Raw genomic sequence first — 23,007 nt, 5'->3', positions numbered from 1 at the left:
GGCTTCTCTTACTCACCCCAGTCACTTACTTATGTAAGCTCCTGGGGATTCGCGCGGTTGCCGCCTTCCTGCAACTCGAATTATTTAGGGTATAACTGTTCTAATCACAACAACGTGACGGGGATTTTAAACACGGCTTTTTTGACCGGAGCAGGGCTGTCGTTAATCGCACACAGCGCCTGATGGGCTTCTCCCGGATAAAAGGTGACGAAGTCGCCTGCCCGTAGGTGGATCTGATGCGGCACCTGTGGGTTCTCCAGAATATAGAGATCTGGCTTACGTTCAGTCGCGGGCTGCCCATGCACATCATTCAGACCGTAACCGATAATCTCCTCGCCTTCCAGAATCAGTTGGATATCGAGATAGTTGCTGTGGAATTCGGTATGTCGTGTGGCGCGCGGCGCGGTATTCACGGTGCCGATGTTGTAAAACCATTCGGCCCCTTCTGGCTGATAACGGCCTTCGGGTAGCGCATTCAGTTCAGCCAACGACATGCCCGGCGCGGACAGAATGGCCCACAGCGCATCGGGCAGCGTGGCGAGTTTGAGGGTGTTGAGGTTTCCTGCAATCATAATAGTGTCCTGAAGGAAGATAGCGGGGGAGAGCCCCGCAGGAAAAGAGAAAAAGCAGCGCGGTTTAACCTTAAGCCTATTTTTAGGAGAAACACGGGGATGAGGTTCCCGTAGGGAAGCCTCGCCCCGTGGTCGCTCCGTGTATCTCAGGCTCTAAAGGAGCGACAGCCTTAACTCGCCTTGACCCACTCTTCACTCACCACGACGTGCTTGATCGCCTGACGGAAGTAGGTGAACGCGACGTGTAGCTTACCGTCTGGCGCTTGCTTGACGCTGGGGTAAGAGAACTCGCGGTTCAGCTTCTCCGTTGAGTTATTGGTCATGCAGTAACCGTCACCCACTTCGATATTGCGCTGCCACGGCCAGCTTTTACCGCCGTCTTCCGAAATGGCGAGCGTCATCGGTGCGCGCGGTGCGCCCCAGAAGGCGCTACGACCACCGGTTTGCACTTCCGGCATTTTGGCACCGCTGGCTTTGTCTTCTTCATCCTCGATTTCATCGTACAGTGATAGGCGGCGATCGGTGGCATCGGCGGCGCTCATGTGGTTGAACACCAGCGCCAGATGACCGTTTTTCAGCGTAGTCACCTGAATAGACGAGTTGTTGTTCGGCAAATCGGTTGCTACCGGCTCTGACCAGGTTTTACCGCCATCCGTTGAACGGCTTTGGTAGATGAAATCAGCCCAGCGGCTGCGGTACAGCGCCAGCAGCGTGCCGTCCTGCAATGGGGTGATATTCATATGTACGCAGCCCGTGCTGTTTGGCACCGGATATTCGCGCCAGGTTTTACCCTGATCGCTGGAGATTTTCACGGCGCTGTCATCATCGTTACCGACCCATTTCTCTCCCGGCTGAACGCGGCAGTAGAACACCGGTAGCAGCCAGTCACCGTTTTCCAGCACGGTGATGGGCTGGCGGATGAAGGTGCCCGGCTGATCGAGCAGCGTGCCGATCTCGCCCCAGGTAGCACCTAAATCGGTGGACTGGCGGTAGCGCACAATCGCGGTATCCTGATTACCGGATTTCTGCGCGGTGTACAGCAGCCACAGCACGTTATCCGGCGCGAGGAACAGCACAGGGTTCTGCTCAGAACGCGTGGCATCCTCAGACAGCTTGGCGGCTTTACTCCAGCTACCGCTGCCGTTCACAAGGCGGGACATATAGATAGAGATATCCGCAATCCCTTCTTGTGTACCACCGAACCAGACGCACAGCACATCGCCGTTCGGCAGATGGAGCAGGTTGGCCGCATGATTCTGCGGGCATTCCGATGGAATGTAGGCATCCAGACGCGTGGCATCGCCTTCTGCGTGATGGACTTTTCCGCTACGTTCCACAGTAATGGTTTCGCTACTCATTACTCAAGCTCCTGATTTATTTTCAGTTTGAGAAATTTTGATTTTTTTCGCTTTGTTCGGAATCATGCGATCGATCAGTATGACAATAGCTGGGGTAACCAGCGCGACATACATGTTATCGATGCCGTATGGGTTGCCGAGAATATACCAAACGGAGGTGACCACACAGGCTGAGATCAGGCTGGCGTTCGCCCCGCGAGTGCTGCTGAAGAACGGCAGGTAGAACGCAATCATTGCAACGACGGAAATCGACAAGCGAATGGCACGGGTAAAGAACGATAGCTTCAGAACTTCAGGCACCAGCAGGACGAAAATTAACGGCGCGAATCCGATAATGAGCGAGAATACACGCGTCATTTTCATCTCTTTTTCCGGTGTCGGATTATAGTACGGGACGTAAAAATCCTTCACGATCAGTGAGGCGATTGCCAGTGCTACGGTACTTACGCTGATGAAAATCGATGCGACCAATGAGGTTGTCACCAGCCCAGCTAACCACGGGTTCATATCTTGCAGGAAGATTGGCATTGCATACAGGCTGTTGATTTCAGGGTGAACAAACTTCGCTGCGACGCCGATGACGGCGATAGCAATCGCGATCGGCATACAGAAGAAGAAGGCGACCCAAGTGGCGCGTTTTGCAGAAGTTGCATCCTTGGTAGCTGAGATGGCTTGAATGACGAATTGTGTACAGAAGATAGATCCAATGGTGCCAATCAGCCAGGCGAAGATAGTGCTGGCACCCAATTTACCGTCCCATGACCAGTAGTAATCCGGCATTTTCTCAATCATCGGTGTAATGCCACCGGTCATTTTCAGCGCCACGAACAAAATGATCATCACACCGACGTATTTCAAGGCGCTGTGAATCAACGTTACATAAGCAACACCTTTTAAGCCGCCAAAGTAAAAGTAGAAAGTACTGACGATGGCGGTGATCAGGGCTGCCACGGGCAGGGAAATTTTTAGCACGGTTGAGATGGCTGCTGCGCCGCTGACGTAGTTGCCCACGTTCACCAGCAACAAAGCATAGATCATGATGATTGAAATGATGTTCTTGGTCGATGTCCCGTATTTCTCGGCAATTGCGCCGGAAATGGTGACTTTACCCGTGTTGTAGATCTTTTTGACCAGAATCATCCCAAACAGAAGGAAGCCGATGGCCGCGCCAATCACTGACCAGGACGCGGCGATACCGTTTTCGAAGGCGGACTGCGCCGTACCTACTGTGGATTTGGCACCGATGAACTCGGTCATCAGCAGAACACCGACGATAAACGCCGGTAGCGCACGCGATCCTTCCATGAACTCGGCGCTGGATTTACTGCGTAATTTGAGCGTCAACCATGAGGTGAATGCGATATAAAATACAATCATCCCAATGATTATGAGGGTGTCGGTAAAATCAAAATGGTTCATATCTTCTCGGCCTATAAGTGGAAATTGAAATTTCTCTGTTACTGCGAGAATTGACTAAGTATGTTGCGGATGTTGTCTTCATCCTGTGCGGAAAACTGGATCGGATAGCGGCTAACGCCGACATCTTCACCCATGATTGCCAGCGCTTTCTTCACCACAGCCGGTGAGAACGCGATGGCGTACAGTGTCTTACGCAATTCGGCAACCTGTTCTTGTGCCTGACGGGAGCCTTCAATGTCACCGGCATGGAAACGGTGCCAAATCTGGCTGATCGCTTCCGGTGCCACGTTAGCCAGCCCGGAGATACAGGCGGAGCAGCCGTCAACAAAGCCCTGGTGAATGAGCGAGTCTGGGCCATTCAGTACGTTAAAGCCCTGCACACCTTTCACCGCTTGCACATAACCGCTCAGGCTTTCATAGCTGCCTGCGCTGTCTTTGATGCCGATGATGTTCGGGTGATCCGCCAGCGTGCGGACGGTTTCCGGTGCCAGCGTATTTCCCGTGCGTGCAGGAATGTTGTAGAGAAACACCGGCACGGTCAGCGCATCGGCGACGGCGGTGTAGTGGGCGATCAGCTCTTCCTGTTTTAGTGGAATGAAATACGGGGTGATGACAGAAACGGCATCGACACCCAGCTCGGCGATGCGCTTGCCGAGCTTGATGGTTTCCCGCGTGGAGATTTCACCGATGTGGCCGACAACCGGCACTTTTCCGGCAACTTCATCAACGCAGGTTTCCGTGACGGCGACTTTCTCATCGGTGTGCAGAACGAAAAACTCACCGTTGGTGCCGTTACAGAAAATACCGTTGCCATAGCGCATCTGGCGTTGAACCTGAAGACGCATGGCAGCGGGGTTAAATTCGCCCTGGTTATCAAACGGCGTGACGATGGCGGTCAGGACGCCGGTAATGTTCTTACTCATTATTCTTCCTCGTTACACGTAATCAAAAAGGTGGAAACTTAAAATCGTTCTATTCAAAACCGCGCTATTAAAACAGGGTCAGGTACACCTCACGGACATCGTCGGCACTGACTTGTGTCGGTACGTTTTTCATCAGACGCTGAACCTGTAACGCGGCATCGACCAGATAGGGCAGGTGATCTTTTTCCACGCCAAGCTGCTGTAAGGTGTTGGGCAGATTGAGTCGTTTGACCAACTCACTGAAATAGGTCACCAGCGCCTGCGCTTTTTCCGCGGTACCGAGCGTTAGATCGGCATCCGGCAGCAGGTCATACGCCTGAGCGAATTTGTCCTGTGCAGCGTCCTGCACGAAGCGCATGCAAGGGGCGAGCAGGATGGCGTTCGCGACGCCGTGTGGGATGTGGTACTTACCGCCTAGCGGGTAAGACATGGCGTGAACCAGATGCGTACCGGAGTGGGCAATGGCGGCACCACCGTAATAGGACGCCCACAACATATTCAGCTTGGCTTCCAGATTGCTCGGTTCGCGCACAGACGTTTCAAGGTTGGCAAACAGCTTCTTCAGGCCAATCAGCGCGTAGTTGTCGCTGACCGGGTTGGCAATCGTCGAGGTGAAACACTCGATCAGGTGGCAGAGTGCGTCGATACCGGTTGAGGCGGCAATATGTGGCGGCATGCTGATGGTCAGCTCCGGCACCAGTGCAACATAGTCCGGCAGCATCACGGGCGTAATAATGCCGACCTTGGTCTCTTTTTCCGGGATCGCCAGAATGGCATTCGGCGTGGCTTCTGAACCAGTTCCTGCGGTGGTCGGGATGAGCAGGGATGTCGTGCGGCGAGTTGGCTTTTCTCCTGTCAGCAGGCTATCCAGCGTGACGGTTTCATCGCCTGCGCACAGCACGGAAAGCAGTTTGGCGACATCCAGTACGCTGCCGCCGCCTACGCCAATGACTAGATCGGTCTGGGTTTGTGTGAGCTGACTCAGTATGTGGGCAACGTCGTGCTGGCTTGGCTCGGCAGGCACATTATCAACCAACAGAACCTGCGGAACGGCTTGCTTAACTTGTGCGATCAGCGCCTGAACGTCAGGCAGCCCGACGATGTTTTTGTCGGTGACAAATAAAACGTGCTGTTTCCCTGCCAACAGGTGACTAATGTCCTGAAGTACCCGGTAACCGCTGAGGATAGTGCTATTGATATTCATGCTTATTACCTTGCCTTTTCTCTTCTTCGCCAGAGCGTTATCGTGATGATAATGGTTGCGATGGTGATTACTTTCAGTCAAATGGAGTGTTCTTAGTCACTGCTAAACGCCATTTGCCACATCGTGGTGATAATTTATAGGTGAAATTCCTTTTAAATAATTTGATATTGCTCACATATAATCAAATGTGATTCAATATAATCATTGTCAGGTAATCATGAACCGAGGATGAGGTATGCCAAACGTGCAGCAATCAGCAGGACAGGTATTAGTTGTTGCTGATGACTTTACGGGTGCCAATGATGCGGGCGTCGGTCTGGCGCAGCAGGGGGCTCGGGTTAGCGTCGTATTTGACGTTAATACACTGCATGCGGATTTACTGGGCGATGCGGTGGTCATCAACACCGATAGCCGTGCGGCGCGTGACGACGTGGCGTCTCAACGTACTGCCGAAGCGGTAGCCGCCTGGCAGGCTGTGGGCGGGAAAGGCTGGATTATTAAGAAAATTGACTCGACGCTGCGTGGGAATTTGGGGGCGGAAGTGGCCGCTGCGCTGTCTGCGGCTGATGTACCTGTTGCGCTGATTGCTGCGGCGTCGCCGACGCTGGGGCGCGTTACCCGACAAGGTGAAGTCTGGGTTAATGGTCGTCTGCTTACCGACACGGAATTTGCCAGCGATCCAAAAACGCCAGTGACCTCGGCTTCTATCGCCGCCCGTCTGGCGGAACAAACTGCTTTATCAGTAGCAGAGATACATCTTGATGAGGTGCGTCAGGCCAATTTAGCCCACCGTTTGCAGCAGTTGGCGGACGAGGGTACACGCCTGATTATTCTCGATACCGACGTGCAGGACGATCTGACACACATCGTTAACGCCGCCAGAGCATTGCCGTTTCGCCCCTTACTGGTCGGCTCGGCAGGCCTGAGCGACGCGCTGGCGACTGCGCAGGATTTTACGCGCAAAACTGAAAAGCCGCTGCTGGCTGTCGTCGGGTCAATGAGCGATATTGCTCAAAAACAGATTGCAGCCGCCAGATTGCGCAGTGATGTCACGCTGGTTGAGATCGACATCAATGCGCTCTTTTCACCCGACTCATCCACCGTCATGGCGTCCCAGTGTGAGGATGCGCTGAAGGCGCTGACGAACGGCCACCATTGCATTATTCGAACCTGTCACAACGAGAATCAGCGCTTCGAGATCGACGCGCGCTGTCGGGAGCTTGGGCTTAGCCGCCAGCAGCTTGGCGAAACGATCAGCCACTATCTGGGGGAACTTACGCGCAACATTGTTCAGGCACTAGATAGCCTAGCGGCGGACGGCACTCGCCGACGCTTACCGGGGGGATTGTATTTATCGGGTGGTGATATTGCGATTGCCGTGGCAACCGCACTGGGCGCTACCGGTTTTCAGATTAAGGGGCAAATCGCATCCTGCGTGCCTTGGGGATACCTGCTGAACAGCATTGTCGGCATGACCCCTGTGATGACTAAAGCGGGGGGTTTTGGTAACGAAACTACTTTGCTCGATGTTTTACGTTTTATTGAGGAGAAGGTCAGTGAGTAAAATTATTGCGGTAACGATGGGGGATCCGGCAGGGATTGGACCGGAAATTATTATCAAATCTCTGGCCGAAGGCGAGCTTTCCGGCGCATCCGCTGTGGTGGTGGGCTGCGTACAGACGATGCGACGCATTCTGGCGCTGAACGTGGTGCCAACAGTCGAGCTGAAAATCATTGATAAACCGGCTGACGCGGTATTTGCGCCGGGCGTCATCAACATCATTGATGAACCGTTGGAAGATCCGCAGGCGCTAAAGCCGGGTATCGTTCAGGCACAGGCGGGCGATTTGGCTTACCGCTGCATCAAGAAAGCGACCGCGCTGGCGATGGCGGGTGAAGTCCACGCGATTGCGACCGCACCGCTGAATAAAGAAGCGCTGCACTCGGCGGGCCATCTTTATCCGGGCCACACCGAACTGCTGGCGAAGCTGACCAACAGCCGTGACTATGCGATGGTGCTGTATACCGATAAGTTGAAGGTTATCCATGTTTCAACGCACATCGCGCTGCGTAAATTCCTGGATACGCTGAACCGCGATCGCGTGGAAACGGTGATCGACATGGCAGATGTCTTCCTCAAACGCGTCGGTTTTACCCATCCGCGTATCGCCGTTGCCGGAGTTAACCCGCATGCGGGTGAGAATGGCCTATTTGGTGACGAAGAGATCAAGATCGTGTCGCCGTCGGTTGAAGCGATGAAAGCCAAAGGCATTGATGTTTATGGCCCGTGCCCGCCGGATACCGTCTATTTGCAGGCGTATGAAGGCCAGTACGATATGGTGGTGGCGATGTATCACGATCAGGGGCACATCCCGCTCAAGCTACTAGGCTTTTATGATGGCGTGAATATTACTGCTGGGTTGCCGTTTATCCGCACGTCGGCTGACCACGGTACGGCGTTTGACATTGCCTGGACGGGTAAAGCGAAGCCTGAAAGCATGGCGATCTCTATTCAGCTCGCGATGCAACTGGCCTGATTTGCGGTGACGACCGGCGCTGTTAGCGCGGTTTTGTAAGCGAATAAAACGCGATACAGTGCGCATTGCAGGATATCTTCCTTCCCGCGATTGGGAAGGTTTCTGGTATCCTGCAACCAAGAATATATCGCTAACAACAGCAAGATGGATATCGCCGTGGATCCTACATTAACCGATGCTTTCCGCATGAGCGGGGATAAAGTAAGAGGGCAGAGCCGTCTTGATCAGATTATGGATTATCTAAAAAGCCATAATCTGGTGACGGTCGATGAACTGGTGTCCGTGATCGACGCTTCCCCGGCGACGATCCGTCGTGACTTGATCAAGCTGGACGAGCAGGGTGTGATTAGCCGCAGTCACGGTGGCGTGACGCTCAATCGTTTTATTCCTTCCCAGCCGACCACGAATGAGAAATTACATCGTAGCCTTCAGGAAAAACAGGCGATAGCGCGCTATGCAGCGACGTTGGTTAAGCCGGGCAGCGCGGTGGTGCTGGATGCGGGAACGACCATGCTGGAGCTGGCGCGGAACCTGACGCACCTGCCGCTGCGCGTGATTACCGCCGATTTGCAAATTGCGCTGTTTTTGTCTGAGTTTAAGCAGATCGAAGTGACGATCATCGGCGGGCGTATTGATGACAGCAGCCAGTCCTGTATTGGTGAACATGGCCGTCGTCTGCTACGCAGCATTTACCCGGACATTGCATTTATCAGCTGCAACTCGTGGAGTCTGGACAAAGGTGTCACCACGCCGACGGAAGAGAAAGCGGGCGTGAAGCAAGATCTCGGCGCGAATGCCAGCCGTCGAATATTGCTGGCTGACAGCAGTAAATATGGCGCGTATTCCCTGTTCTGCGTCACGCCTTTATCGGATCTGACGGATATCGTTACCGACAGCGCGTTAGCGCCCGAGGTGCAGGAGCAACTGAAAGGCAAAGCGTTCAATCTGACGCTGGTGTAAGCGAGGATGCCATCCGTGGCATTTTCTTTCCTACATCCCCGAGCGCTGGCTAAAGGTAATACACTTACTTCATGCTGGCGGCGAGGGTATCGACGTTGTGTTTAAACGCGGTTGTATAGGTTGCTGCCGGGCCGGACGCGTCGGTTAGGGCTTCTGGATACAGTTCACCACCCGGCTGTGCGCCGCTGGCATTGGCGATTTGCTTCACCAGACGTCCATCGGTCTGGTTTTCAATGAAGTAGCTTTTCACCTTCTCTTGTTTGATTTGCTTAATCAGCGCGGCCACTTTTTTGCTGCTGGCTTCGGATTCGGTAGAATAGCCCACAGGCGACAGGAACTTCACATCGTAGGCTTGGCTAAAGTAGCCGAATGCATCATGGCTGGTGAGTACTTTACGTTTTTCCGGTGGAATGTCGGCAAAGGTTTTCTTCGCGTAGCGATCCAGATCTTGTAGCTGCTTGATGTAGGCTTCACCCTGCTGACGATAGTAATCGGCATTCTGTGGATCTGCTTTTGCCAGCGCGTTGACGATGTTGTGCGCGTACACCACACCGTTGCTCATGCTGTTCCAGGCATGCGGGTCGGTTTCGGTTTTGCCGTCTTCCACCATCGAGCGTGTTTCAATGCCGTTGGATGCCGTGATGACGTCGCCATGGTAGCCGGAGGCGGTGACCAGACGATCGATCCACCCTTCCAGACCCAGCCCGTTAACGAAAACCAGATCGGCGTGAGCCAGCGTTTTGCTGTCTTTTGGCGACGGTTCAAACTCATGCGGATCGCCATTCGGCTTGACGAGATCGGTCACGGTGACGCGATCGCCACCGATGTGGCTGACCATATCGCCAAGTACGGAAAAGCTGGCAACAACATCAAGATTCTTTGCCATCGCCAGTGGGCTAAGCAGCAGGCCGGATAACGCGATAGCTAACAGTGAACGTTTCATTCTTCCCTCACAAAAGTTGCAAATAACGAGATTAATCAGTCAACGGCGCAGGCGTAACAGCCCACCGTGGTGACCAACACAGACCGAGAAACAGAAAAACAGCGTCATCGTCAGGATGATGGCGGGGCCAGCAGGCAGCTCGGCATAGTAAGACCACAGCAGCCCGATCAGGCTGGCGACCATTCCTTGCAGCACCGCAATACCGAGCATGACGGGCAGGCGCTGCGTCCAAAATCGGGCGCTGGCGGCAGGCAGCATCATCATGCCGACCGTCATTAGCGTGCCTAACAGCTGAAATCCGGCGACCAGATTCAGCACCACTAGCGACAGAAACAGGCCGTGGATCAGCGCCCGATAGCGCCCTGAATTGATGCGCAGGAAGGTCACGTCAAACGATTCAATCACCAGCGCCCGATAGATCACTGCCAACACCAGCAAGGAGGCGGATCCGATCAGCGCAATATCGATCAGCGCGGCGCGATCCACCGCCAGAATCGATCCGAACAGCACATGCAGCAGGTCGATGTTGGAACCGCGCAGTGAAACCAGCGTGACGCCAAGCGCTAGCGAGCCGAGGTAAAATCCGGCAAAGCTGGCGTCCTCTTTTAATTCCGTGTGGCGCGTGACGAAGCCGGAGAGCATGGCGACGGACAGCCCGGCAATAAAGCCGCCGATTCCCATCGCCAGCAGTGACATCCCCGAGATGAGATAGCCGATTGCCACGCCGGGTAATACCGCATGCGACAGCGCATCGCCAATCAGGCTCATACGCCGTAACAGTAGAAAACAGCCCAACGGCGCGGCGCTCAGCGTTAGCACCAGACAGCCAACCAGCGCGCGGCGCATAAAGCCGAATTCTGAAAAAGGAGAAGTAATAAGGTGAAATAGCATCATGACGTGACGATCCTGAGCGTTGGCGTATCACTTTCGGCCTTGCGCAGGCTATGTAATATGGGTTGAGCATCTCCCCAGCGATGGCCGTACGGGGTGAGTTGTAAAACAGCCGGAAAGTGCTGCCCAACCAGCTCCATATCGTGCAATACGGCCAGAATGGTTCTGCCTTCGGCATGAAGCTGCTCGATAATCTGCAAGAGTGTCTGTGTGGTTTGGCTATCGACGCCGGTAAAGGGTTCATCCAGCAGAATGATTGGAGCCTGCGTCAGTAATAGCCGCGCGAAGAGCACGCGCTGTAGTTGTCCACCGGACAGGACGCCAATATGGTGGTCGGCAAAATCTCCCATTGAGACGGCGTCGAGTGCGTTAATGGCTTTGCGGTGCCAGTTGGCGTTAATACTCCGTAACAATCCGCGATGGGGCAGCGACCCCATCAGCACCAGATCGCGTACGTTAATCGGAAACTGCCGATCGAATTCGGAGAGCTGCGGTAAATAGCCGATAGCATTCTCTTTGCCGCCGTTACCGAGGCTGAATGTGCCGTAAAGCGGTGGCAGCAAACCCGCTAGCGTTTTCAGCAGCGTAGATTTCCCCGTACCGTTCGCACCAATAACCGCCGTCAGCGATCCCTGATGAAAACAGCCGCTGAGCGTCGCGAGTGGCGGTTGACCACGGTAGCCAAAGGCCAATTCCTGTAGGGCAATCATGGCAACATCACCGCCCACCCGACCATCAGCCACAGCAGTGCCAACAGCAGCGAAACCAGTAACACGCGCTTCAGCGCGGAGAGAGAGTAAAAACTTGTCATTATCATCGGTAAAAGATTAATTGTTATATTATAACGTATCACTTTTTAGCGGCGACGATAGAGGCAATAGGTAAAAAAGTATGTAAGACGATTGGGGAGATTTGGTGTGATTGCTGTGATTGCTGAAAGGTGTGCAATATTTCGTGCGCTTCGAGCACTGCTGACAAACCCCAGCCAACGCATATCGCGATGGTTCTTCTTTTCACGGCGTAAAAAATTATGCTGAGGAGAACATGAACGCTGAGTGAGCGGCATGGATGCCGCGAAAGCCAGTGCCGCGTAGGGAACGCGTCACTGGCGGCTCGAAAAGCGGTCATGAGCACCGAAGGCACCGCGTTAGCGGCATAATTCCCGCCAAAAAGCCGGGGTTCATAGGGGGCTGGCGTAGCCCCCTATGTCGGGCGCGTGCTACGACGTAGCATGAAGATAACCGTGCTCGAAGCGCACGAAACACCCTCAGTACTCACAGATAAAACCGATTAGCGTGCTTGAAGATGGGAACACATTACACGGCTGATAAATTCCCCTGCATATCAACCACAAAGCGAGTCGCTGGCTCATCGTTGATATATCCCGCGAGGATTTTCAGCATCAGGCCGAAGCGGTATTGCAGGCAGTCCGGCGGCAGCGTGGTGGTCGGCGTGTAGGCTGTCAGCAGTGCGCGATACTGTTTCACCCGCGCCTGCGGAATATCTCGCCAGGCGAGATCGCTGCCGTTGCGCAGGCAATACCAGTCGGTCACCAGCGTGAGCAGAGAAATATCCTGTAACCCATCGGTGCCTGCTACCGCGCTCGGTTTACGCTCGGCGGCATCGGGCAGTGCTTTGGCGTTGAGCGGTTCCTGTTGCTGCGCGATCCACAGTAGATCGGCACAGTTCAGTGTGTTGATAAGGGGCGATAAATCTTCCGGCCAGTCTTTCACCAGAAAACGCTGGCGTACCAGCAGCGCCAGATGATGATGCAGGAAGTCGTAGTAATCACGGCTTTTCAGAATGTCGCCCAGCGGTTCGCCAGTGCGATCCAGCTCTTTCTGATAAAACGGGAACAGGTGGTTGAACTGCGGCACGTTGCGCAGCACCAGCGTATCAATATCGACTCGGTCGCTATGCAGCGTCGCCAACTTCATGGCTGGCGGGTAAGCGGCCAGCGACGGCACTGCCACATTCACCAGCGTCCCCTGTGAACCGCGATACACGCCCGTGTCGTTGACGTGCAGGTGGCCGCTGAAGTGCAGACGGATACCCGCCGCCAGCGCCTGTTCGGCAACCTCCGGTCGTGGCGTACGCTTGATGAAGCTGTTGCTGCCAAAGAGCTGTTTTTCGTCCTCCACCGTGCCATCGAGGAAATCGACCAGCGGATAGTGCGAGAACACCAGCAGCTTCTTATTCTGCGCTTTCGCTCGCTGTACTACCGATTTCACCCACGGCAGCATGAAGGGCTTTTCCGTCAGCAGGGCGTTCCAGCCAGTGTCACTGCTGGTAGAGTAGCCTTTAATCTCTTCACGTTTTTCCGGGCCGTCTTTGACCTGATACACGTTGGCATCGATGGAAAGTAGCCACAGCCCCGTTTCCGGTTCCACCAGATAGGAGGCATCGACAATGTTCCACTGTTTGCTGCCGTCCGGTGAACGGGCGAGATACTGGCGCTGGCTGAGTTCATCGCTGCCACCAAACGGTGTTTCCCAGTGCAGAAAATCGTCACGCTTAAAGAAACCAAACGGTTTCATCAGCGGCAGACCGCGCTCATAGCCGAGCGCCTGCATCTTGGTCGTGACGATCAGTGACTGTGCATCACCGAGTTTGACGTCGGATTTGCTGCTCAGCATGGTGTTGCTGCCATCCGCATTGAGCATTCTCTCTGAGGAATCATCACCCTGCGGGCGGTTAACGTCGTGGTTGCCCGGTGTGGCGAAAAAGCGCATGCCGTGACGCTGTTCATACTGCGTCAGGATGGCGGCAATGCCTTCAACCGTAGGCTGTTGGCCGTCATCAGAATAATCGCCGGACAGCACGACGTATTTCACCTGCTGTTTTGCCAGTTCGTCCAGCGCGGCCAGCAGCGCAAAGTAGGGCTCGTTGAAGATGCGGGTCGAATTCACCGAATCTTTCAGGGTGCGAATGGTCAGCTTCTTTCCAGTCTGCGCATCGGGCAGACCGTCAAAATCGTAGTTGCCGTAGATATTGTGGACGTGAACATCCGAAATAATCGCAATGCGCAGCGGCACTGTGGGCGTTTCTGCATCGGCATTCGCGTGAAAAAAGCCGCCAGCTAGCGTAATGGCGCTGCCTGCACCGAGCTTAACGAAGGTTCTGCGAGTGAGTGATTCCATGACTATCTCCATAGGCGGGGTTGCTGGTCGAACCCAAAGGATTAGCGGTATATACCTGTCATACTTCAAGCTGCTTGTGCATTGGCTGCCCTTACTCACCCCAGTCACTTACTAGTGTAAGCTCTTGGGCATTCGCTCGATTGCGCCTTCATGCAACTCGAATTATTTGGGGTATAGCGCATAATCATGACAGGCAATCAATCGTGCGCCGTCGAGCGCATCACCCATCGGAACGGCGAGTTGGGATTGCCACTCGTCCGGCAGCCAGGGCCGAATGTGCAGGCCGATGCTGCCCATGAGCGATAAACGAGGTGAAGCGTGACGTGCCACGGCGGCCAATAGCAGGCAGATTTCACTGGCCGTCTGTGCCAGCAGCGCGTGAGAAACGGCATCATCCTGCTGAGCGCAGTCAAATACGTGGCGGGCGAACTGCGCGTAGTCGCTCGGTTTCGCCTGCTGGCTAAACGTCTGTAGTGCGTCAAGCGTGTTCGCGGCCTGCGCGTGTGCTGCGCTGGCGCAAAAGAAATCGTCAATGCTCTGGCTGAGCGCAGACGGTGCGCGCCAGCCTTGCAGCACATCGTAGGTGTGTTGCAGCGCCGCCAGTCCGAGGCGTGCGCCGCTGCCCTGATCGGAAATCGGGAACTCATGGCCGCCGTAGGCAGTAATCGTTTGGTTCTGCCACGCCAGCCCGCAGGAGCCCGTTCCGGCGATGACCACGCCCGCATCTTTCCCTTGATTGACGGCCAGACAGGCACCGAGCGCATCGGTATTGAGCACCTGAGTGGCATAAGGATGTGGCAGCGCCAGAAAGGCATCATAGGCGGTGCGATGTTCCGCACTGGCGAGGGCCAGTCCGACTTTCAGCCGAGATACGTCATCCGGTGAAAGCCCGCTGTGTTTCAACGCCTGTGCAATGGCATTGTCTACCGACTGGCGTACGTTCTCCACGCCGAGCAGCAGATTGGCGCGACCGCCGTGTCCTTGTCCGAGCGGCGTACCGTTGGCCTGATAAATTCGTGCCCGACAGCCTGTGCCGCCGCCATCCACACCCGCATAGAGCCATGTCGTCATGATGCGCTCGCTTCTGAATCCAGATAGGGAAGGCAGGCAACCGCCAGATCGCCGCTGAGACTGACAATTTCAGTCTGTGAGTCCGGCAGGCTGTTCAGCAGTAAGGTTAACTCGCTGGCGCAGCGTGTTAGCAACTGCACCGCCAGCGCGTCGTGCGGGTGCGTGAGCACAACATGCCCAAGCGTGGCGTAATCGGTGGGCTGCGCCTGCTTTGACCAGTCGATCACGCGATCGACATTCTTATTGAAGTGTTGAAACAGCGCGTCGCTGAGTGGCGTAAGCGGAGTAATGCCCTCAATGGCCTGAAGCATCTCCTGCACCGCCCACAGCCCCAGCCGCGAGAGGCTGGCCGGGTTGCCGATGGGAAAACTATCGCCGCCGCGACAGGTCAGGAGTCCGTCATGCCAATGCAGCAGCCGGGTGAAACCGCCAGTGACCAGAAGATAGCGGTTTTTCCCCAGCCAGCGCTGCTCACACAACGTGTGCTCCTGCGCTCGATCAAAGGGGCGATCGCCATCAATGTCGATCTCCCTGAGTTGCCATTTCACGGTGCGTTTTTCCGCTGTTGTTGATTGGTCGCGATCGTTTCGTTGAGGCGCTTCACATCGTTTGATGTCAGGCGCAGATACTCATCAAACGACACCTGATCGTTCAGGTATTGGGTAAAGCGCGTCAGGATGATGGGGTACAGTTCGTTCGCCCCCAGACTTTCCATGCGTTCCCAATCAAAGACGTAAGATGGGATCTTTTTGATCTCTTCGCGCGCGGTGTTCAGGCCATCGATCACGTGCTTATCTTTAGTCTGGTAGTGCAGATCGGCAATATCCGCACCGACAATGATATTGAAGTGCTCGGCGATCTCACGTTGCAGCGGTTCGCTGCCCAGCCACTCCATGAACTCGGCGACTTCCTGCGGGTGTTTGGTGGTGGTGAACGGCATGATGAAGGTCGCACCACCCATCGAGATACACTTCTCTTTGCAAGGCGCTGGCAGCACTTTCCAGTCAAAACCGTCGCCAATTTGCTTACTGAACTGGTTCAACAGCCAGTTGCCGGAGAAGTAGGTCACGATGTTGCCGTTCACAAAATCGTCCGCCATGCTCTTGTACTGACCGCCGCCCGCCGCGCCCCACATTTCGCGTGGGAACACGCCTTCATCCGACCAGCGCTTCAGATCTTTAATCCACTGCTGTGCCGCCGCATCCGGGAAGTTGATCAGCCCGTCTTTATCGTAGCGTGCGCCGTAAGAGTAAGCCGGGCCGGAGAAGCGGAAACCGCTGCGGTCGATGGTGAAGGGGATATGGACGCCGGTTTTTTCCGCGACCAGCTTCGAGGCTTTCATCAAATCATCAATCGTGTAGCCCGGCTGTGGTAGCGGAACGCCAGCCTGTTCAAACAGCGTCACATTAATAAACGGCAGGTCGGCGGTCCAGGAGGCGACAAAGCCCGGCAGCGCATCGGCTTTATGCACGCCTTTCACGCGCATGACCTTTTCGATACCCGTGTTGTAGCGTTTCTCAAAGGCGGCAGGATCTTTCAGGTAGGGGCGCAAATCCAGCGTATAGCCAAGCAGCCCCATCTGCGTCGTTTTAGCAATATCGGGACCTAAGCCCGCCGCCAACTGCATCGGCAGCTGTGTTTGCAGCGCGTTATAGCCGGTGCTGACGAAATTCACATCGATGCGTTCATTACTTTGGGAGAAGGATTTAACTTTCTGCTCCATGAAATGCACTAATTCGGGATCGTCGTCACTATATAAAAATGTTATTTGCGTTTTGGCAGCTAACGCGCTGTTGCTGAATAACCCCAGCGCAAGGGCGGAAAAAAATAACGCGGTATTGGGACGCATCATAAACATCTCCACATCATAGGTTTGATTAATGGCTGAAATACCCTGGCGTTGCCTGCGAGGTTATTTTTATTTCCTGTGATTTATTCTATGTCCTAATTAATGCAAATTTGCATTAACCCGTCATTTTCATCGTGCAATCATGGACAGAAGCCTGACTGATTTATGTGAGGCAGGTTAAAGATATTTTAAATGTTGGTTTAAATAAAGTATTTTTGTGATATTAATCACATATATAAATATGAGAATCTTATTTATTAATGCGAAATGTCAATAAATGAATGCAAAAGACAATTTAATGCAAATTTGCATTGTGATTGCGAGTTTACGGTGCAGGGAATCGCCCGTCGCTCTAAATATTGGCAGTGCATGCACAGCGAGAGTGCAAATAAGTTAAGCCATACCTTTTTGTTATTTTATTTGTCAAAACCGTAAACAGGATTCCGCATGAATATCGGTTGGAAATTAAAGAAGAACGGTGTCATTAATCGGTTTCTGATTACCGAACTGACGGAAAAACGTTATTTCGCCGAGCCGGATACGCTGCCGGATAAGGTGAACTACCGCTTTATCAACGGTTTTGTCGATGTCGGTGTTTTACCCTGCCGAGTGCGTTTTTTGCAGGAAGAGGCAAAGCGCGAAGTGACGTTACCCGACGATCTTCATTTCCCGTTGATGTGGAGTGGCGGCGATGAAAGCCGCAGCGTGAATTTCAGTGATTTCTGGCCGTGTCCAGTTCACGTTCAGCGTTTTTCCCGCTGCGTGATTCATAGCGACAGCACGCAGGCGGCACCGTTTACGCTCAGCACCTGCGGCGGCGTCACGTTATGGCTCAACGGTGAGCAGATTACCCGTTTTACGCCCTTTACCCGCAACACCGAACAAACCTGTGATATCGCGCTGCCGCTGCAAGCAGGCGCGAATACGCTGGTGGTGCATAGCGAAGAGCTGTGCGAGCGCGATACGGATTACCTGTTCAGCCTGTGCTATCAGGGAGAAGACACGCTCTTCTGGCAGCTTGACGCCGCCGCCGGGCTCAGCGAACAACTGGCCGCACTGGATAGCTGGGTTAACGGACTAACGCTGGAAAACAATCTGATCCAACCGCCCGTGCTGATGCTGAACAGTACGCAGCCGCTGCCGGAGTCCGTGACGATGGCGCACCGCCTGATTGGCAACGTCAACGAGTCCGTTCCTGCGTGGCAGCAGCAACAAAGGCTGCCCGCTGGCAATCTGGGCTGGCAGGTGGATTTACCTTCTGCTCTGGTCGGCTACTACGATCTGGTCTGCGCCGCGACCTGCAATGGCATTACGCTGACGCGAACCCTCAGCTTCGGGCGTTTGCCATCGCAAACGCTGCCCGCATTGTCGACGCTGCCAGCGCGGCGTGAAACGGTGTTGTGTCATACGGCACAGCACGGTTTTGAGCGCCTTGGTCGGTTGCTGGCGATTGTCGCGACAGGCGAGGGCAACGATGCCGCCGCACCGATTCTCAACAGCGCGCTGCAAAAAATCAGCCGTCGTGAAGACTGTGCGGATTTCCAACTGGTGCCGCTGATTTGGCTATGGCAGCGCTATCAGGGGCAACAGCTGCCGCCGCAGGACTGGCGGCGCGTGCGCAGCGCCATCCTTGGCTTCCGTTACTGGATTGATGAACCGGGTAACGACACCATGTGGTTCTGGAGCGAAAACCACTGCTTATGCTTCCATGTCGCGCAATATCTTGCCGGACAAAACTTCCCTGATGACATCTTCCCGTGCAGCGGCCGTCGCGGTCTGGAGCAGAAAACGATTGCCCACGAACGCCTGACGCGCTGGTTTGATTCCATTCTGGAACACGGTCTGGTGGAGTGGAATTCGGCGGCCTATTACCCTATCGATCTGATTGGGCTGGTGGCGCTGTATGAACTGGCGCAGGACGCCGATCTGCGGGAGAAATCTCGCGTAGTGATTGACCGCATCATGCTGATGACGGCGTGGGTGCATCAGAATGGTGTCGCGGTTGGCACGATGGGACGCGCCTACGATAAAGAGCTGCGTTCCGGCATGTTGACTGAGCTGTCCGGCCTGTGTGCGCTGATGTGGGGCGAAGGCTGGCTGATCCCACACTGTGCCGCGCTGCCGCTGCTGTGCCTGAGCGATTATCAGCCGCCGGAAGCGACAGATCAGATTGCGCACTGGTCACTACCGCACGGCGCAGAAGCGCGCTGGGTACAGGGGTTGAACCGCAGCGCCCGTATCATTGCCTGGAAGCAGCGCGATGTCGCCTTTTCCTCCGTTTTCGACCATCACCCCGGCGAGCCCGGACATCAACAACATCTGCTGGATGTGCGACTGGGTACGCACTATGCCGCTCGCCTGTGGGTGAACCACCCCGGCGAGGATCGCCCTGACGGCGTACACCGTCCTTCTTACTGGGCGGGAAACGGACGTTTGCCACACCTGATGCAGCACCGTAATCGCGCGCTAATAGTGTTCGATCTGCAACAGGATATCCGCCCATGGACGCACCTTTATCTGCCACAAACCTCGCTGGATGAGGTCATCGTTGAAGACGCCTGGTGCTTCGTACGCGGCGGCAACGGCTATGCCGCCTTCCATAATCCCGCAGGGCTACAGCCGTTTGCGACCGCAGGCCAGCAGGCTGAAGGCGAGCTGCGGGCATATGGCGAACAGAACGTCTGGTTCGTTGCCGTAGACAGCGGCGACGACGCGGAAGGATTCGCCGCGTTCGCTGCCCGCTTCCGAGGGCGCTCATTGGTTCAGGATAGCAACGGCGTGCGTATCGACGACCCCGATTACGGCGAGTTGGCCTTTAGCCACGAGACTGGATTCAGCGTAGCCCAGCGGCCTTTCATTTTTCCCGACGATGTCCCGGTCGTCCCGCAGTTCAACACAGGAAACCCATGACATGCAGACAGGTTCACTTAACCGACAACAAACCGAAGCGCTGCTGGCGCAGGTGGCGCGGGCGTTTTGCCGCCTGAAAGCTATCGACAGCGTAACGCAGGACGACGTACCGGATGCCGGGCTGACGATTCAATTTGAAGAGTGGGATTGGGAAGTCGGCGTCGGGCTGTACGGTTTCTGGAAGCTGGCGCATCTGACGCAGGATGACACCATGCTGACGACGCTGGCGAACTGGTATCAGCAAAAACTGGATGCCGGGTTACCACCGCGCCAGATCAACTCGACGGCACCGATGCTGGTGCTGGCGCTACTGTGTCAGGACAAGCCGGATGCGCCTACACAGTGGCGTGAAACCGTGAGCGACTGGGCGGACTGGCTGCTGCACTCGCTGCCAAAAACTGAGGATGGCGGTTTCCAGCACACGGTGAAAGAGCGGCCGAATACCGGGCAACTCTGGGACGATACGCTGTTTATGGCCGGTCTGTTTCTGGTGGTCGCGGGGAAATTACTCTCCCGTCGCGATTTGATCGAAGAGGCGGAATATCAGCTCCTCACCCACGCGCGCTATCTGGCCGATGTGCGCAGCGGGCTGTGGTATCACGGCTGGACGTTCGTTGGTCGCCATCACTATGCCGATGCATTCTGGGGACGCGGCAACGCCTGGATCACGCTGGTGCTGCCGGAAATGCGGGTGCTGGCGGAGGATCAGCTATCCGTGCCGGTATTGCGCACGCTGGAAGCGATTCTGGAACAGCAAACGACGACGCTGGCGCGTGTCCAGCATGATTCTGGCCTGTGGCACACTCTGCTGGATGACCCGGATTCACCGTTGGAAACCTCCGCTAGCGCCGGGTTTATTGCTGGGATTTTGACGGCGCGTCGGCTAGGGATGTTGCACGATTTTCCGCAGGACGTGCTGGAAAAAGGCTATGCCGCCGTGGTGGCGCAGATTGACGCACAGGGTGTGGTGCAAGGTGTCTCGGACGGCACGGCGATGGGACATGATTTGCAGTTCTATCGCGATATTCCCAATGTTGCCGTGCCTTACGGGCAGGCGCTGGTCATGCTGATGTTATTGGCACAGTTAGATTCTGTTTGCGAGGGCTGACAATGGCGAGTCTGGAACTGAAAAACGTCCACAAAAATTACGGTGCGGTGAGCATCATCAAAGGCGTGGACTTAACGATTCATGATGGCGAGTTCATGGTCTTTGTCGGCCCGTCGGGCTGTGGAAAATCCACGCTGCTGCGCATGATTGCCGGTCTGGAAGAAATCAGCAACGGCGAGCTGCTGATCGACAACCGCAAGGTGAACGATCTCACGCCAGCAGAGCGCAAGATTGCGATGGTATTCCAGTCTTATGCGCTCTACCCGCACCTCTCGGTGCGCAAGAACCTTGCGTTCGGGCTGGAAAATTTGCACTTCCCCAAAGACGAAATCATCCGTCGCATTGATGAGGCTGCGCGCATGCTGGGGCTGGAACCCTATCTGGATCGCAGGCCGCGTGCGCTGTCGGGGGGACAGCAGCAGCGCGTTGCCATTGGTCGCGCTATCGTGCGTGAGCCTGACCTGTTCCTGTTTGATGAACCGCTCTCCAATCTCGATGCCAAGCTGCGCGTGCAGACGCGCGGCGAGCTGTCCCGCCTGCATCAGAAACTGCGTACCACCATGATTTACGTGACTCACGATCAGGTAGAAGCGATGACGATGGCACAGCGCATTGTGGTGCTGAATGCCGGTCGCATCGAGCAGGTTGGTACGCCGCTGGAGCTGTTCAATCGGCCGAAAAACAAGTTCGTCGCGGGCTTCATCGGCTCACCGCGCATGAATATGTTCCCGGCGCAGATTGTCGCCACTTGTGCCGACGGCGTCGAGGTGCAGTGCCCGTCCGGCAATCGTCTGGTGCTGCCGTTTATCGGCACCGTCGGGCAGAACGTCACGCTCGGGATTCGTCCTTCACACTGTGAAGTCGTGGAAGAAGGCGAGGGAATTGCACTGTGTGTCGATCGCTGCGAGATGATGGGGCATGAAACCTTTATCTATGGGCGGATGGGCGGCATTGACGACGAGATGATCGTCCATCTGGCGCAGCACCGCGAGTTCGCTGCGGGCGAGTCGGTGTTTGTGCGCTTTCCGCCAACGTATTGCCATCTGTTCGATGGTGAAACGGATGACACATTGCCGCGCTGCACCGAGCATTAATTATCGCGACGGGAGAGGACGACATGAAAAAGATTGCCTTACTGCCCGCAGGATCGCTGATCGATAAGCTGGTGACGCCAGTGGAAAAAGCGGTGAATCTGCTACAAAAATTTGGTGGCCGCAAAGTGATGCCGTGGTTTTTTATCGCGCCCAACATGCTGCTGTTCGCCGTTTTTGTCTTTATTCCGATTCTGCTGTCGGTGTGCTACGCCTTCACCGGCGGCACCAATATCCTGCTGTGGGAGCGCCCGTATGTGGGCGTGGCTAACTTCTCCACGCTGCTGAGCTGTGGCAACTACGCCGACCCGTCGAGCTGTGAACAGGATCTGTTCTGGACCGGCGTCTACAACACGGTGTCGTTCACCTTTTTCAACGTGCTCTGCACGCTGCTGGTGGCGCTGGTGACGGCACTGATCCTCAATCGCAAGATTGTCGCTCGGGGCTTTTTCCGTGCGATGTTCTTCTATCCGGTACTGTTGTCACCGGTGGTGGTTGGCCTGATCTGGCAGTGGTTTCTTAATCGTAACGGCTTGCTGAATCTGGTGCTGTCGTCGCTGGGCGGACAGCCGATTACCTTTCTGCTCGATCCAACACTGTCGCGTTTCTGGGTGGTGTTTGTCTCTGTCTGGTTTCACGTCGGATTTTATACCTTGATTCTGCTGGCCGGATTGCAGGCGATCCCGCGTGATATCTACGAGGCGGCGGCGGTGGATGGCACCTCGCGCTGGCGCGGTTTTTATCGGCTGACGCTGCCGCTGCTGGCACCGAACATTCTGGTCGTGGTGATTCTGCTGACCATCAACAGTGTGCAGATCTTCGATGAAGCCTGGGTGTTAACCAACGGCGGCGGCCCGGGCACGGCCAACAGCTTTATTGTGCAGTACATCTACCAGACCGCCTTCTCGTCGAATGCATCACTCTACGGGCTGGCGTCGGCAGCCTCGGTGTTGATGGGCGTAGTATTGATGATCCTGACGGCATTGCAGTTCCTGCTGACGCGTCGGCTGGAAGGGAAAAAATAACGGGAG

General features: G+C 55.2%; 19 protein-coding genes. 7 read left to right on the top strand and 12 right to left on the bottom strand.

The window, feature by feature from the left end; genetic code table 11:
- Positions 1-104 precede the first annotated feature (104 nt).
- The 5 genes from DCX48_09515 to DCX48_09495 form a co-directional block, all read right to left on the bottom strand.
- The gene (locus tag DCX48_09515; protein ID QXE14717.1) at positions 105-572 is read right to left on the bottom strand and encodes a YhcH/YjgK/YiaL family protein; all 468 of its coding nucleotides are present in this window, start codon (positions 570-572) and stop codon (positions 105-107) included.
- Positions 573-742: 170 nt separating this feature from the next.
- On the bottom strand, positions 743-1,930 hold the full coding sequence (locus DCX48_09510) for a glycosyl hydrolase (protein ID QXE14716.1): 1,188 nt from the start codon (positions 1,928-1,930) through the stop codon (positions 743-745).
- 3 nt (positions 1,931-1,933) lie between these two features.
- Positions 1,934-3,349: a sodium:solute symporter family protein gene (locus tag DCX48_09505; GenBank protein ID QXE14715.1), complete on the bottom strand. Its 1,416-nt coding sequence runs from the start codon at positions 3,347-3,349 to the stop codon at positions 1,934-1,936.
- 38 nt (positions 3,350-3,387) lie between these two features.
- On the bottom strand, positions 3,388-4,272 hold the full coding sequence (locus DCX48_09500; GenBank protein ID QXE14714.1) for a dihydrodipicolinate synthase family protein: 885 nt from the start codon (positions 4,270-4,272) through the stop codon (positions 3,388-3,390).
- A 67-nt stretch (positions 4,273-4,339) separates the two neighbouring features.
- On the bottom strand, positions 4,340-5,476 hold the full coding sequence (locus tag DCX48_09495) for an iron-containing alcohol dehydrogenase (protein QXE14713.1): 1,137 nt from the start codon (positions 5,474-5,476) through the stop codon (positions 4,340-4,342).
- A gap of 235 nt (positions 5,477-5,711) precedes the next feature.
- On the opposite strand from DCX48_09495, the gene DCX48_09490 reads away from it, so the two are divergent.
- The 3 genes from DCX48_09490 (at position 5,712) to DCX48_09480 (ending at position 8,973) form a co-directional block, all read left to right on the top strand.
- Positions 5,712-7,040, top strand: coding sequence for a four-carbon acid sugar kinase family protein (locus tag DCX48_09490; GenBank protein ID QXE14712.1), 1,329 nt, complete (start codon positions 5,712-5,714; stop codon positions 7,038-7,040).
- Positions 7,033-8,013, top strand: a complete 981-nt coding sequence (locus tag DCX48_09485; GenBank protein ID QXE14711.1) for a D-threonate 4-phosphate dehydrogenase — start codon at positions 7,033-7,035, stop codon at positions 8,011-8,013. Before DCX48_09490 ends, DCX48_09485 begins: the two co-directional genes overlap by 8 nt.
- 144 nt (positions 8,014-8,157) lie before the next feature.
- Positions 8,158-8,973 (top strand): DeoR/GlpR transcriptional regulator, encoded by an 816-nt coding sequence (locus tag DCX48_09480; protein ID QXE14710.1) that lies wholly within the window; start codon positions 8,158-8,160, stop codon positions 8,971-8,973.
- Between the two features lie 64 nt (positions 8,974-9,037).
- Here DCX48_09480 and DCX48_09475 read toward each other — a convergent pair whose 3' ends face one another.
- From DCX48_09475 to DCX48_09445, 7 genes are all read right to left on the bottom strand, one after another.
- Positions 9,038-9,916 carry a metal ABC transporter substrate-binding protein gene (locus DCX48_09475; GenBank protein QXE14709.1) on the bottom strand — a complete coding sequence of 293 codons (879 nt, stop codon included), beginning with the start codon at positions 9,914-9,916 and terminating at the stop codon, positions 9,038-9,040.
- A gap of 39 nt (positions 9,917-9,955) precedes the next feature.
- The gene (locus DCX48_09470; protein ID QXE14708.1) at positions 9,956-10,810 is read right to left on the bottom strand and encodes a metal ABC transporter permease; all 855 of its coding nucleotides are present in this window, start codon (positions 10,808-10,810) and stop codon (positions 9,956-9,958) included.
- The gene (locus DCX48_09465; GenBank protein QXE14707.1) at positions 10,807-11,517 is read right to left on the bottom strand and encodes an ABC transporter ATP-binding protein; all 711 of its coding nucleotides are present in this window, start codon (positions 11,515-11,517) and stop codon (positions 10,807-10,809) included. The genes DCX48_09470 and DCX48_09465 overlap by 4 nt, the downstream gene beginning before the upstream one ends.
- Positions 11,518-12,123: 606 nt before the next feature.
- On the bottom strand, positions 12,124-13,947 hold the full coding sequence (locus DCX48_09460) for a phosphoesterase (GenBank protein ID QXE14706.1): 1,824 nt from the start codon (positions 13,945-13,947) through the stop codon (positions 12,124-12,126).
- Between the two features lie 162 nt (positions 13,948-14,109).
- The gene (locus DCX48_09455) at positions 14,110-15,018 is read right to left on the bottom strand and encodes a glucosamine kinase (protein ID QXE14705.1); all 909 of its coding nucleotides are present in this window, start codon (positions 15,016-15,018) and stop codon (positions 14,110-14,112) included.
- Positions 15,015-15,566, bottom strand: a complete 552-nt coding sequence (locus DCX48_09450) for a glucosamine kinase (protein QXE14704.1) — start codon at positions 15,564-15,566, stop codon at positions 15,015-15,017. The genes DCX48_09455 and DCX48_09450 overlap by 4 nt, the downstream gene beginning before the upstream one ends.
- Complete coding sequence (locus tag DCX48_09445; GenBank protein QXE14703.1) at positions 15,563-16,870, bottom strand: carbohydrate ABC transporter substrate-binding protein; 1,308 nt, start codon at positions 16,868-16,870, stop codon at positions 15,563-15,565. Before DCX48_09445 ends, DCX48_09450 begins: the two co-directional genes overlap by 4 nt.
- 444 nt (positions 16,871-17,314) lie before the next feature.
- Between DCX48_09445 and DCX48_09440 the strand changes: the two genes are divergently transcribed.
- Genes DCX48_09440 through DCX48_09425 form a run of 4 tightly spaced genes read left to right on the top strand, consistent with a single transcriptional unit; the run spans position 17,315 to position 23,001 of the window.
- On the top strand, positions 17,315-19,777 hold the full coding sequence (locus DCX48_09440) for a hypothetical protein (protein ID QXE14702.1): 2,463 nt from the start codon (positions 17,315-17,317) through the stop codon (positions 19,775-19,777).
- Between the two features lies 1 nt (position 19,778).
- Positions 19,779-20,885, top strand: a complete 1,107-nt coding sequence (locus tag DCX48_09435) for a glycoside hydrolase family 105 protein (GenBank protein QXE14701.1) — start codon at positions 19,779-19,781, stop codon at positions 20,883-20,885.
- A gap of 2 nt (positions 20,886-20,887) precedes the next feature.
- The gene (gene ugpC / locus DCX48_09430; GenBank protein ID QXE14700.1) at positions 20,888-21,979 is read left to right on the top strand and encodes a sn-glycerol-3-phosphate ABC transporter ATP-binding protein UgpC; all 1,092 of its coding nucleotides are present in this window, start codon (positions 20,888-20,890) and stop codon (positions 21,977-21,979) included.
- 23 nt (positions 21,980-22,002) lie between these two features.
- Positions 22,003-23,001: a sugar ABC transporter permease gene (locus DCX48_09425; protein ID QXE14699.1), complete on the top strand. Its 999-nt coding sequence runs from the start codon at positions 22,003-22,005 to the stop codon at positions 22,999-23,001.
- The last annotated feature ends 6 nt before the right edge of the window (positions 23,002-23,007 follow it).

Origin of the sequence: Pectobacterium atrosepticum (genome assembly GCA_019056595.1) — a bacterium.
Taxonomy (GTDB): Bacteria; Pseudomonadota; Gammaproteobacteria; order Enterobacterales; family Enterobacteriaceae; genus Pectobacterium; species Pectobacterium atrosepticum.
The sequence above is the reverse complement of the archived record's forward strand: the minus strand, read 5'-3'. Positions and strand labels throughout refer to the sequence as shown.

Bases quoted from the DNA above. Each gene is read 5' to 3' on its own strand.
- DCX48_09435 (QXE14701.1), top strand. From the start codon at position 19,779: ATGCAGACAGGTTCACTTAACCGACAACAAACCGAAGCGCTGCTGGCG.
- DCX48_09515 (QXE14717.1), bottom strand. From the start codon at position 572: ATGATTGCAGGAAACCTCAACACCCTCAAACTCGCCACGCTGCCCGAT.
- DCX48_09455 (QXE14705.1), bottom strand. From the start codon at position 15,018: ATGACGACATGGCTCTATGCGGGTGTGGATGGCGGCGGCACAGGCTGT.
- DCX48_09425 (QXE14699.1), top strand. From the start codon at position 22,003: ATGAAAAAGATTGCCTTACTGCCCGCAGGATCGCTGATCGATAAGCTG.
- DCX48_09460 (QXE14706.1), bottom strand. From the start codon at position 13,947: ATGGAATCACTCACTCGCAGAACCTTCGTTAAGCTCGGTGCAGGCAGC.
- DCX48_09510 (QXE14716.1), bottom strand. From the start codon at position 1,930: ATGAGTAGCGAAACCATTACTGTGGAACGTAGCGGAAAAGTCCATCAC.
- DCX48_09470 (QXE14708.1), bottom strand. From the start codon at position 10,810: ATGATGCTATTTCACCTTATTACTTCTCCTTTTTCAGAATTCGGCTTT.
- DCX48_09480 (QXE14710.1), top strand. From the start codon at position 8,158: ATGGATATCGCCGTGGATCCTACATTAACCGATGCTTTCCGCATGAGC.
- DCX48_09475 (QXE14709.1), bottom strand. From the start codon at position 9,916: ATGAAACGTTCACTGTTAGCTATCGCGTTATCCGGCCTGCTGCTTAGC.
- DCX48_09500 (QXE14714.1), bottom strand. From the start codon at position 4,272: ATGAGTAAGAACATTACCGGCGTCCTGACCGCCATCGTCACGCCGTTT.
- DCX48_09465 (QXE14707.1), bottom strand. From the start codon at position 11,517: ATGATTGCCCTACAGGAATTGGCCTTTGGCTACCGTGGTCAACCGCCA.
- DCX48_09440 (QXE14702.1), top strand. From the start codon at position 17,315: ATGAATATCGGTTGGAAATTAAAGAAGAACGGTGTCATTAATCGGTTT.
- DCX48_09495 (QXE14713.1), bottom strand. From the start codon at position 5,476: ATGAATATCAATAGCACTATCCTCAGCGGTTACCGGGTACTTCAGGAC.
- ugpC (QXE14700.1), top strand. From the start codon at position 20,888: ATGGCGAGTCTGGAACTGAAAAACGTCCACAAAAATTACGGTGCGGTG.
- DCX48_09505 (QXE14715.1), bottom strand. From the start codon at position 3,349: ATGAACCATTTTGATTTTACCGACACCCTCATAATCATTGGGATGATT.
- DCX48_09490 (QXE14712.1), top strand. From the start codon at position 5,712: ATGCCAAACGTGCAGCAATCAGCAGGACAGGTATTAGTTGTTGCTGAT.
- DCX48_09445 (QXE14703.1), bottom strand. From the start codon at position 16,870: ATGATGCGTCCCAATACCGCGTTATTTTTTTCCGCCCTTGCGCTGGGG.